Genomic DNA, 11,496 nt, shown 5'->3' with positions numbered 1-11,496 from the left:
AAACGAGGAGAAATGTAATACATTTACATATATTATATCACTCTTCGTTCGTTTGACAACGTGTTTTGTTGCTATTCATTTTAATAAAACAGGATAATGCTGATATTGTACTATTTGCTCAGGATCAACCACCGTTAAGTTTAATATTGAAGTATGTTGCTCTATCATTCTTGAAGCAACCGATACAAGTCCTAAGCCGATTTTCACATTGCTAGTATCAACAAGCTTCACAACTGATTGCTTAGGAAACTCACCTAATACTTGCTTGATATGGTGACGATTAATAGCATGTTTCCCTTCTGCTATTAATGATACATATTCATCCTTTATAATCAGAACACCTTTAGGACTGGAATGAAACGCAATCCACTTATGATGCACATCAAGTGATCCAAACGCATCATTCGGGGAAAAATAAGTCCCTTTTGCATTTTCATAAGCAGCATCATAAATAATGTTCTCCGTCGTGGCTCTTCCTAGAAAGGCTTTTATACCGGCAGCCATGGCTATTTTAAAGGCAATCAATTTAGACTTCATACCTCCTGTACCCACTTTACTACTTGCCTCCCCTGCTAGCTGCTCAATTTCCTGGGAAATAACATCCACTTGCTCAATCACCTTGGCGTTCGTATAAAGGGAAGGGTCACAATCATACAATCCGTCCACATCTGATAACACAATTAACTGATTTGCATCAACTAAAGCTGCTACTTTAGCAGATAACGTATCATTATCACCAAATTTCAACTCATCGATCGTTACTGTGTCATTTTCATTGATTATTGGTATGATTCCCCGCTTTAATAACATGTTTAGCGTATTTAATACGTTATGATACCGTTCTTCTTCCGCTAAATCATTCATTGTAAGTAAAAGCTGAGAAGCGACATATCCGTGAGACGTAAATAATTCAGCATACGTTTCCATTAATAACCCTTGACCTATGGATGCTGCCGCTTGCCTTTCAGGTAATGTTGTCGGACGGTGCAAACAACCAAGTTTACGATAGCCAGCTGCTACCGCCCCAGAAGAAACAATAACGACTTCAAATCCTTCGTCTTTTAATCGAACAATTTCATTTGTTAATTTCTCTAATTTACGTCTACTTAATTCCCCTTGAGCACTCGTTAACGAACTGCTACCAATTTTGATAACGACTCGTTTAGTGTTCTTTGTTTGTACCATTCCTTCACTCCTTCTACTATTACTTCTAACCAAGCCATTCCGTCCACTTAGCGACAACCGAATAAATATTCTTCGTAATGTATAATATAATAATTCTCATCATAACAAATATTCTGAAATTTTCAATTGTTTTATTTAAGAATTTTTCAATATCCGAGCATAAAGGCATCTTTCTTTGCGCTATTAACTGCTTATCCAAACAGAAAGGACAAGGTATATCACTCCTTGTCCTTTCTGCACCTTTACAATGTAAAATATTTTTGTTTTATTTCATCTGTAAACGGCATCACTTTTCCTTCGTCAATCATATACATTCGATTGCATAATTTCTCTAAATATTCATGTTCGTGACTCGTTAATAGTATTGTTTTTCCTTCTTCATTTAATCGCCTTATAATTTGCTGTAATTCCTTAATTGTTTTAAAATCTAACCCATTAAACGGTTCATCTAAAATGAGTAACTGCTGATTCTCCATAATGGCTTGTGCAATTCCTAATTTTTGCTTCATTCCTAATGAATAATTCTTCACTTTCGTTTTATTATACGGATCAAGGCCAACTAGCTTCATCGTTTCTTCAATTTGTTTATCATCAATTTTATTTAATATCGAGGCTATCATTTTTAAGTTTTGAAAGCCTGAGTAAAGTTCAATATATCCAGGTGAATCAATTAACACACCTGTATCTTTCGGAAAATCATTCTTGTCTCCTAGTCGTTCTCCATTAACATAAACTGTACCTTCATCTGCTCTCATCAAACCGCATATTAATTTAAATAAAACCGACTTACCAGATCCATTTGACCCAACAAAACCAACAATTTCCCCTCGTTGTACAGTCAAAGTAATGTTCTCATACAATAATCTTCCTTCTAAACGCTTCGTCACTCCATTTAACTCAATCATATTGTTTTGTTCCATCAAGAAACCCTCTCCTTTACGCACATGACTAGAACTGCTTTAACAATCGTTTCTCTATGAGATAATACAAACAAACATTTAACGCAAGCATAACCACCATAACGATTAGTCCGCTAAAGACAAAATCCCCTGTAAATTGATCTATACGCACGATACTAGAAATACCCCACGGTACATATTGAATGACATTTGCCGACATGAACAATAAACCATAGCCAAATGCGATAATTAGAAAAGCTACATATAAGTTATTCGTTATCGCCATTAGCACATTCATCAACAGCTGCAACAAATTAATTTCCAATACCATTATGAAGAAACTAATCATTATACCGACTAGAAATGATAGATTCGTAGAAGTTCCCACAAAATTCTCCAAGGGGGCATTCGTCCATGAACCTCCAATCATTAGCGCAGATAACATACTAATGCATACATAGCCAGTACAATATACCACAATAAATGTAGTTATCGCTTTTTGCATTTGAAACCAAAGTTGTTTATACGAGTGAAAACGCACAACTATAATAGACGACCTTCCGCTTACTTCTTGATCTATATACATACCTATCATATATAGCGGTATTCCTATTACGAATACATATTTCATAAATGTAGTAATATCAAAATATCCATAGCCATATCCTATAAAATCATTAAGCAACAACTGGATAAACGTATATTCTGCTTCACGTAAGTCAAACAATACTACGTTCACACAAATGAATAAAAGAATGACTAACAATACTTTAGGTTTAACAAAAAAAGAAATGAACCAATTCTTCATCGTAATGCCTTGAAAATAAATCGTCTTATACCAATAATGTTTTACAACGTATAATAGGACGATAATGACAACAATCATTAACACCATTAATTGGATATACTGATGTGCCTGATCAAATGTATGATGTAGAATATAATAATTATTCAAGAAAAAAGGATATAAAATGTCATCTAATCCACTTCTTAATGCAAAAATCATAGAAATAATCAGGAAAATGACGAAATAATATGTGTTACGTTGACCAAAAAATAAAGAAAATACGCTGATGATGATATAAATATAGAATAGCCCCATTATCATGTATGTAAGCGTGGCTATAACAGAAATAAACGTATTAGGAAATATTGCAGCATACAGAGGTGAAAGAGTATGTGTATAGTCGGTATAGTTAAAATGAACATCGAATAATTGTCCATTTATTATAAGCACCGGTAACAAAATAAGGACATGCAATATTATAAAACTCGTAATACTAACAAATCCAGTCATTAAATGGATACGAAAGTAATGGAAAAAAGTTCGATGACGAATAACACTAAAATGTTCATGTGTTTGTTGTATCTTTAATATTAAATACATATAAACTGGAAGCAACATATAAAGCAAATAATAATGATCTGTTAAGCCCCATAAAATCGTTTCCCATGTCATCTGCGAGATTGGTACACCATAACTAAAAATGTTAAATATGTATATGGATAATAGTATTAATAGTAGCGGAGAAAATAAAAACTCTTTTACTTTTAATTGTTCTATTTTATTCATACGTTCATGTGCCCTTCATTACTTCTATATTTTTTCCACGTTATAAATATAGCAAGCATCAACACTGCTGGACCAACAAATAAATAGATTACCTCCATACTTTTAGGGTCTATGCGGTTCACGATGAAGCTAGTATAAATACTAAATTGCGGAATTCTTAAAATGCCTGTTACAAAATTTTCTATAAAAGCGTATAAAAATGGAGCGAAAAGGACAACGAACAAGTTCTTTGCATGCATTGCAAATACCGCTCCAAATAGAGTGAATAATGATGCGATAGCTCCTTTAAACAAAGAATACAAAAATCCAAATACTATTGGACGTTTTATTTGCATTTCTCCAAATAAATGCGTACTCAAATCCCCCTCATTTACTAGAAAAAAATTAAACGGAGCAAATAACGTCACTAACAAGGATACAAAATAAATAATTACTATACTCATTCCTGAAAGCATGCACATAAAAGCTATTTCTTTTATTACAAACTCTTTCTCGGAAATACGTAGCGAAATATATTTGATAAAATCATTCTTATACTTATAAAATAAAATCCAAACAAAGGGAGCTGAAGCGAATAACGGAAAAACAAAATCCATTAAACCTGATCCCTGTACCCAAGCATCCATTTCATACTGCAATGTATAACTATTTGAAACAAAATATATTGAGACACAATTAATCAATAAACCTATTAAAACCGTTAATAAAAATGGCGTCTTATATTCTTTCCACATTTGGCTCATAGAATTAGCTCCTTCTTAAATGCAAGGTATGATTGCACCTCTAGTAATTGGAAATAAAAAGTTACACATACCATTTTAAGTCATATTTAACAATATATCAATAATAAGTATATGAACGCACACAAAAGGGTTAAGAATGGTATACTCCATCCATAACCCTATGTAGTTCCTTATCGTATGTGTCCCGATCCTCTCATTATATATTTGACGGTTGTTAATGCATGTAAGCCCATTGGTCCCCTTGCATGAAGCTTCTGGGTAGAGATGCCGATTTCAGCACCAAAACCAAGTGCTCCTCCATCTGTAAATCTAGTAGACGCATTATGATACAAAGCAGCGGCATCGACTAGTTTCATAAATATTTCTGCATGTTGCTCATTTTCTGTAACGATTGCTTCGGAATGTTTCGTTCCATAGCGTTCGATATGCTCTACTGCTTCTAGTACACTATCCACTGTCTTCACTGCAATATCTCGACTTAAGAATTCATTTGCCCAATCATCTTCTGTAGCTTTATCGGCTCTAGGAATGAATGGGAGGGCATATTCATCAGCAAATGCATGAATACCATGCTGCTGAAAAGCGTTTATGAGCCGGTCATGATGCAAATCTAACCACGCTTTATGAACGAGCAACGTTTCGGCGGCATTACAAACTGCTGGTCGGTCTGTTTTCGCATTTACTATAATTTGAATGGCTTTTTCCACGTCAGCTTCTTTATCCACATAAATGTGACAATTACCAACGCCTGTTTCGAGCACTGGTACCGTTGCATTTTCCACAACGGTTTGGATAAGTTGACCTCCACCTCGAGGAATCAATACATCAATATACTCTTTCATCGTGAATAGCTGTTTCGTTGTTTCGCGGTCTGTACTGGCAATGAACTGTACTGCTTCTTTCGGTATCTTTGTTTCTTCCAAAGCGCATCTCATAATCTCTACAATTGCTTGGTTCGAGTAGATTGCTGAAGACCCTCCCTTTAAAATAATCGTATTTCCTGATTTTAAAGCAAGTCCTGTCGCATCGACCGTTACATTAGGGCGCGCTTCGTAAATCATACCGATAACACCTAATGGGACAGAAACTTGTTGCACGTGCAGCCCATTCTCTAACGTCCATTCTGATTTCACAACCCCAGATGGGTCTTGTAGTGCAATTACATTTCGGAGCCCTTGAGCAAATTCGGCTATGCGCTCTTTCGTCAAAGCTAAGCGGTCCATATATGCATCATCAAAATGATTACGCCGTCCTGCTTCTAAGTCTAATTCATTCGCTTGCAAAATAGTCTTATATTCCGCTTCTAAACGGTCTGCTACTACTTGTAATGCTCGATCCTTCTCTGCGGTCTCAAGAACAGCTAATTTTTTGGAAGCTTTGTGTGCTTTACATGCTTGGTCTTTCACAGATAGGATACGTTCTACTTTACTCATAACATCCCCCTTTTAACTCCGCATTTCTTCATTAATATTATGTTTCGTGACAACACACATAAATCCCTTTTCTTTAATATCATTTTATAAAAGCAATCAAAAAAGAACCTTAGCTACTATGCCAAGATTCTTCATTTCATTATGCAGTTATTTCTTTCATTTGTTCTAGATGTCTAAGTTCATGCCAACCGATAAACTCTATCCATTGTAAACCACTCATATTCCCAAATGCAGGATGAGGAATAGCTCTAGATGCTAGCAATTGTTTATCGTATTGCTTCAAGATAGATAGTGTTCCTTCTCGTGATTCTTTCAACGCTGATAACGCTTCTTCCGTGGAATGAAAGCGACCTTGTGGTTGTAATGCTTCAGGAGCTTCTACTTTATTAGAGCGATCTGTCGTTTGATTGATTGGCTTCTCAGATACCTCCACCGCTTCTAAATTATCTATTGCATAATGAATTTGTTTATGCACAACAATCTCCATTAAATATAAATGCTCAGCAATTTCTAGTACGGACCATTTCGTTTCATCCGGTTTATACTTCGCCTCTTCTTCTGTCAAATCCATTAAGAAATTGACGACTTGAGTACGTTTTTCCTGCAATCCGTCCATTCTATCCATCCTTTCTATCATGAATAGAAAAAGTATAACATACGGATATAGGTATACGCTTCTAAAAACACTTAGAGACTTTTTTTACTATACTCCGCTCGCTTTACGAAAGATATTTCATCTTCAATTACGCCACAAGTAGCGCATTGAACTCGGATATTTGGACCTTGATACGATAAATGCATTGGCTCCAAATTTTCACCTATCCATTCTTCCGTAACCTCTCCTGTTTGCGGATGTTTTTTAATTGCCCTTGCATTTTGTTCAATTAAATTGAAGCGAGTTCGGTTCGTTTTGCAATTGGGACATAAGTAAGGGTTCGGCACGTTTTGTCCTCCTTCAACCATATTATGTACTAAGTGTATGCCATAACTCGTAAAGTTATCCAAAAAGGTGATAGGACGGATCGGTTATAATATGTCCGAAAACGATGGCAAGGGAACCACTAATGCTCTTACAAACTATTTCGCAATATCAGCTGACTCTTTCAGGTGTTCAGCACTTTCTGATACTTTTTTCGTAGCAGATCCGATATCTTGAATCACGTGAATCAATTCATTCATTTGCTGATCAATGCTCTCATAAGAAGCTGTGTTCTGCTCAATGGAAGAACGAATACGTCCAAATGCTTGTTTATTGTCCTTAGATGATTGTATACCGAAATGAATCGTTTTTTCTACACGATCTAACGTACGTAATACTTCTTCTGTCTTTTCTGTCGTTTGATGAACGAATGAACCGATTTGTCCAATAGCGTTTTTCGTTTGATGAGCTAATTTCTTTACTTCGTTTGCTACGACTGAAAAACCTTTTCCATACTCACCTGCTCTGGCTGCCTCTATGGCTGAATTTAATGATAATAAGTTAGTTTGTTCTGCAATATCTGAAACTATGTGGACGACTTTCTCTATATTTTGTGTAGATTTTACTAATTCATGAACTGAAGTCTTCATTATCTCGACATCTGTTGTGACATCATAAATACGACCATCCATTATTTCTAGCTTAGATTGTCCTTCTTTCACGATTTGTTGCATATTATTCGACTGTTCCAAAAAGGCATTAGTTTGATGTTTCGCATCATCGCTATACTCTATTAATGACGCCATCGAGTGATTTGTTTGTTGTACTAAGTATAATAATTCTTCTGCAATCGATACGATTTGTTCCTTAAGTGATTGCTTGCCTTCATCAAATTGTTGCATAATACGAATACGATTTAATTCTTCATAATGTTCTAGAACGATTTGTTGTTCAAGGCTCAATAGTTTCATCACCGATGCAATGATGGCGTAGGCTTCTTCTTTCGTTTCTAGCTCCTTGCCAATGACATACATGAGCGCGTTCTGTAAATTTTGAAATGCCCCCATATAGGCAGATGGTGTCAATCCGATTTGATAGTGTCTCGTTGCCACGCGTTTACGCTTTTCTAGAAACGATTCGTCAATTACTCCTGAAAACAGTTCAATAACGTGCACTTTTAAGGTTTTTCTTAATTTCTCTACAGAGCTATTTTCTTCTATCATCGCTTTTAAACGAGACCGTTCTATAATGGTTGCATAAAACTGATCCACAACTTTATCGATATGCTCCTCTACTATAGGTTGAATCACTTTCATACGTTGTAAATCTGTTGCATCCATTTGAATGATTTTGAGTTTATCTTTTAATGCTGCATTTCCTTCGATTAGAGTTACAGACACAGTCTTGGACTTCTCTAGCCAATATTGCCGTTTTATCTTGGGCATGAGTGGTTTAAACAAAATTATCCCCCCAACTTGTAAATAATTAGTTGCGTACTTAAGTAGTTCTCCGCAAAAAGTAGAACGATATACCTATCTCATTATACACGATAAGCTCTTTAATTCGTTAAGACTCCCCATTATCATTCAAAAGTTCACAAAACATTTACATCACTGTACACAAAATTGTAACAAAAAGTAAAAATCCTCCTTTTGTTTAATACAAAAGGAGGATTTTCCTGTTATGAATGGATCGTTTGCTCTTCAAATTGTTCTTCTTCTGTTGAGCCTTTCAATGCTGTTGTAGAAGAAGTTCCGCCTGTAATAACTTGAGCAACTTCATCAAAGTAACCAGTTCCTACTTCACGTTGGTGTCTAGTTGCTGTGTACCCTTTTTCTTCATTCGCAAATTCTGCTTGCTGCAAAGCAGAGTATGCTGCCATTCCTTCATCTTTGTAATTTTTGGCCAATTCAAACATGCTATGATTTAATGCATGGAACCCTGCTAAAGTAACGAATTGGAACTTATAGCCCATCTGTGCAATTTGTTTTTGGAATGTTGCTATCGTTTCTTCGTTTAATTTCTTTTTCCAATTAAATGATGGGGAACAGTTATAGGCTAACAGTTTACCAGGAAATTGTTCATGTATTGCTTCCGCAAAACGCCGTGCTTCTTCTAAGTTTGGTTCAGACGTTTCACACCAAATTAAATCGGCATATGGAGCATAAGCCAAACCACGGGCAATAGCTTGATCGAGTCCTGCTTTCGTTTTGAAAAACCCTTCTGGTGTGCGCTCACCAGTCATAAACGGCTCATCATATGGATCGACGTCACTTGTAATTAATTCAGCTGCATTCGCATCGGTTCTTGCAATAAGTACAGTCGGTGTCCCCATCACGTCTGCTGCAAAACGGGCAGAAATTAAGTTTTTTACAGCTACTTGGGTAGGAAGCAACACTTTGCCACCTAAGTGTCCGCATTTTTTCTCTGAAGAAAGCTGATCCTCAAAGTGTACAGCTGATGCCCCAGCTTCAATCATGCCTTTCATTAATTCAAATACATTTAATTGACCGCCGAATCCTGCTTCTGCATCTGCAACAATCGGAGCAAACCAGTCCACACTGTCATCGCCTTCCATGTGATGAATTTGGTCTGCACGTTGTAGAGCTTGGTTAATGCGTTTTACTACTTGTGGTACACTATTGGCTGGATATAAGCTTTGATCAGGATACATTTGGCCAGACAGATTAGCATCTGCAGCTACTTGCCAGCCACTTAAATATATTGCTTTAAGTCCTGCTTTCACTTGTTGCATCGCTTGGTTCCCTGTCAGTGCACCTAATGAATGTACGTAGTCTTCTGTTTGCAATAGGTTCCAAAACTTTTCTGCACCTTTCTTCGCTAACGTATGCTCAATATCCATGGAACCACGTAAACGGATGACATCTTCTGCTTTATATGGACGAGTCACCCCACCCCAGCGTTTTTCATTTTGCCATGCTTTATTTAATTGTTCTACCCTTTCCTGATTCACAACAATTCCTCCCTAGTCATTTATATATAAATATAGACTTACAAACGCTCATAAGCTGGAATGGTTAGAAACTCTGCAAATTCATCCTCCTGAATAAGCTGTGTGAAAAGTTCCGCCGCTTCCTCATAACGATTTTGCTTATATGTTGCTTCCCCAACTTGCTCAGCAATCTTTTGCAATTCTTCTTGCTGTATCTTCTCTACCATTTTAAACGTAATATATCGACCATCTTTCATTTGTCCTTTCGGATGGCGTATCCATTGCCACACTTGCGCTCTAGAGATTTCGGCAGTTGCCGCATCCTCCATTAAATGATTAATAGGCGCCGCTCCTCTACCACATAGCCAAGAAGCAATGTATTGGATGCCAACACTTATGTTCGTGCGCAAGCCTTCTTCTGTAATATCCCCTTCTGGAACCTGTAACAAGTCTTTCGCTGTGATGGATATATCTAGTAGCTTATGAGAAATTTGATTTGGCTCAGGCATAAAGTAATCAAATACATCTATTGCAGCTTGTATCATTCCTGGATGGGCGATCCAAGTACCATCATGTCCATTTTTCACTTCTCGCTCTTTATCCTGTTGTACTTTTTGGAAAGCAATCGCATTTGCCTCATCATCGCCCTTGATTGGAATTTGCGCAGCCATGCCTCCAATAGCCGGTGCGTTACGCTTATGACAAGTTTGAATAACAAACATACTATACGCACGCATAAATGGAGATTCCATCGTTACTTGAGAGCGGTCTGGCAAAATAACACCAGGATTGTATCGAAATTTCTTCAAATAACTGAATATATAATCCCAACGTCCACAATTTAATCCAGCTGAATGTTCTTTTAATTCATACAATATTTCATCTACTTCAAACGTAGCCAAAATCGTTTCAATAAGCACAGTCGCCTTTATTGTACCTTGAGGAATTCCTAATTGTTGTTGAGCAAATACGAATACATCATTCCACAAACGAGCTTCAAGATGGTTTTCCATTTTTGGTAAATAAAAATATGGACCCGTTTGACGATGGATTAACGCTTTCGCATTATGGAAAAAGTACAATCCAAAATCGACTAACGCTGCGGACATTCGTTCACCATTGACTGTAATATGCTTCTCTTCTAAATGCCAGCCACGAGGCCGCACCATCAGCACTGCTGTTTCCTCTTTCAATTCATATACTTTTCCTTTATCATTTTGAAAGGAAATCGTGCGACGAATCGCATCATATAAATTGTTTTGTCCTTGAATCGTGTTGTACCAAGTAGGTGCGTTTGAATCTTCAAAATCAGCCATAAACGCTTTTGCACCAGAGTTTAAAGCGTTGATAACCATTTTCCGATCCACAGGTCCTGTAATTTCAACCCTTCTATCCTTTAAATCAGCCGGTAAAGGAGCAATGGTCCAGCTCCCCTTCCGAACCGATTCTGTTTCTGGTAAAAAGTCTGGCATTTGGCCGTCTTTTATTTGTTGTTGCACTTGCTGGCGCTTCGTTAATAATTGTTGTCGACGCTCTTCAAACTGATGATGCAGTTGTTCAATAAACTGTAGTGCCTCTTCGGATAACATACGCTCGAATCCTTCGTACATTTCCCCTTGAACTTGAATAGTGCTGTGCTTTGTTTCCATGGTTCCATCCACCTTCCTTGTTACAAAACAATATCATCATTAGTAATCAGTTATATAACAGTATAAGCAAAAAAATTTACTCCTCCCGTTTTGACAAACAACGTTCACACTCCATCATAAACTTTTGATTCATTTGGTCCAT

General features: G+C 36.8%; 10 protein-coding genes. All 10 read right to left on the bottom strand.

Annotated features, from left to right (window positions below; genetic code table 11):
* Positions 1-75: 75 nt before the first annotated feature.
* On the bottom strand, positions 76-1,185 hold the full coding sequence (proB, locus tag N784_RS07740; protein WP_036833869.1) for a glutamate 5-kinase: 1,110 nt from the start codon (positions 1,183-1,185) through the stop codon (positions 76-78).
* Between the two features lie 242 nt (positions 1,186-1,427).
* Positions 1,428-2,105 carry an ABC transporter ATP-binding protein gene (locus N784_RS07735; protein WP_036833868.1) on the bottom strand — a complete coding sequence of 226 codons (678 nt, stop codon included), beginning with the start codon at positions 2,103-2,105 and terminating at the stop codon, positions 1,428-1,430.
* A gap of 28 nt (positions 2,106-2,133) precedes the next feature.
* Complete coding sequence (locus N784_RS07730; RefSeq protein ID WP_036833865.1) at positions 2,134-3,657, bottom strand: hypothetical protein; 1,524 nt, start codon at positions 3,655-3,657, stop codon at positions 2,134-2,136.
* A complete protein-coding gene (locus N784_RS07725) occupies positions 3,654-4,400 on the bottom strand; it encodes a hypothetical protein (RefSeq protein ID WP_036833863.1) in 747 nt (248 codons plus the stop codon). Before N784_RS07725 ends, N784_RS07730 begins: the two co-directional genes overlap by 4 nt.
* Positions 4,401-4,570: 170 nt before the next feature.
* Positions 4,571-5,833, bottom strand: a complete 1,263-nt coding sequence (locus N784_RS07720; RefSeq protein WP_036833862.1) for a glutamate-5-semialdehyde dehydrogenase — start codon at positions 5,831-5,833, stop codon at positions 4,571-4,573.
* 139 nt (positions 5,834-5,972) lie between these two features.
* The gene (locus N784_RS07715; RefSeq protein ID WP_036833861.1) at positions 5,973-6,449 is read right to left on the bottom strand and encodes a DinB family protein; all 477 of its coding nucleotides are present in this window, start codon (positions 6,447-6,449) and stop codon (positions 5,973-5,975) included.
* 71 nt (positions 6,450-6,520) lie between these two features.
* Complete coding sequence (locus tag N784_RS07710; protein ID WP_156965205.1) at positions 6,521-6,775, bottom strand: DNA alkylation repair protein; 255 nt, start codon at positions 6,773-6,775, stop codon at positions 6,521-6,523.
* A gap of 135 nt (positions 6,776-6,910) precedes the next feature.
* Positions 6,911-8,212, bottom strand: a complete 1,302-nt coding sequence (locus N784_RS07705) for a globin-coupled sensor protein (RefSeq protein WP_052127201.1) — start codon at positions 8,210-8,212, stop codon at positions 6,911-6,913.
* 221 nt (positions 8,213-8,433) lie between these two features.
* On the bottom strand, positions 8,434-9,726 hold the full coding sequence (aceA, locus tag N784_RS07700; protein WP_036833857.1) for an isocitrate lyase: 1,293 nt from the start codon (positions 9,724-9,726) through the stop codon (positions 8,434-8,436).
* 38 nt (positions 9,727-9,764) lie between these two features.
* Complete coding sequence (gene aceB / locus N784_RS07695; RefSeq protein WP_036833854.1) at positions 9,765-11,354, bottom strand: malate synthase A; 1,590 nt, start codon at positions 11,352-11,354, stop codon at positions 9,765-9,767.
* Positions 11,355-11,496 lie beyond the last annotated feature (142 nt).

This window comes from Pontibacillus litoralis JSM 072002 (assembly GCF_000775615.1).
GTDB lineage: Bacteria > Bacillota > Bacilli > Bacillales > BH030062 > Pontibacillus > Pontibacillus litoralis.
This window is presented reverse-complemented; position numbering and strand designations above follow the sequence as displayed.

Excerpts from the sequence above, each read along its gene's own strand:
- aceB (WP_036833854.1), bottom strand. The coding sequence starts at position 11,354 with ATGGAAACAAAGCACAGCACTATTCAAGTTCAAGGGGAAATGTACGAA.
- N784_RS07720 (WP_036833862.1), bottom strand. The coding sequence starts at position 5,833 with ATGAGTAAAGTAGAACGTATCCTATCTGTGAAAGACCAAGCATGTAAA.
- N784_RS07730 (WP_036833865.1), bottom strand. The coding sequence starts at position 3,657 with ATGAATAAAATAGAACAATTAAAAGTAAAAGAGTTTTTATTTTCTCCG.
- N784_RS07715 (WP_036833861.1), bottom strand. The coding sequence starts at position 6,449 with ATGGACGGATTGCAGGAAAAACGTACTCAAGTCGTCAATTTCTTAATG.
- N784_RS07735 (WP_036833868.1), bottom strand. The coding sequence starts at position 2,105 with ATGGAACAAAACAATATGATTGAGTTAAATGGAGTGACGAAGCGTTTA.
- proB (WP_036833869.1), bottom strand. The coding sequence starts at position 1,185 with ATGGTACAAACAAAGAACACTAAACGAGTCGTTATCAAAATTGGTAGC.
- N784_RS07725 (WP_036833863.1), bottom strand. The coding sequence starts at position 4,400 with ATGAGCCAAATGTGGAAAGAATATAAGACGCCATTTTTATTAACGGTT.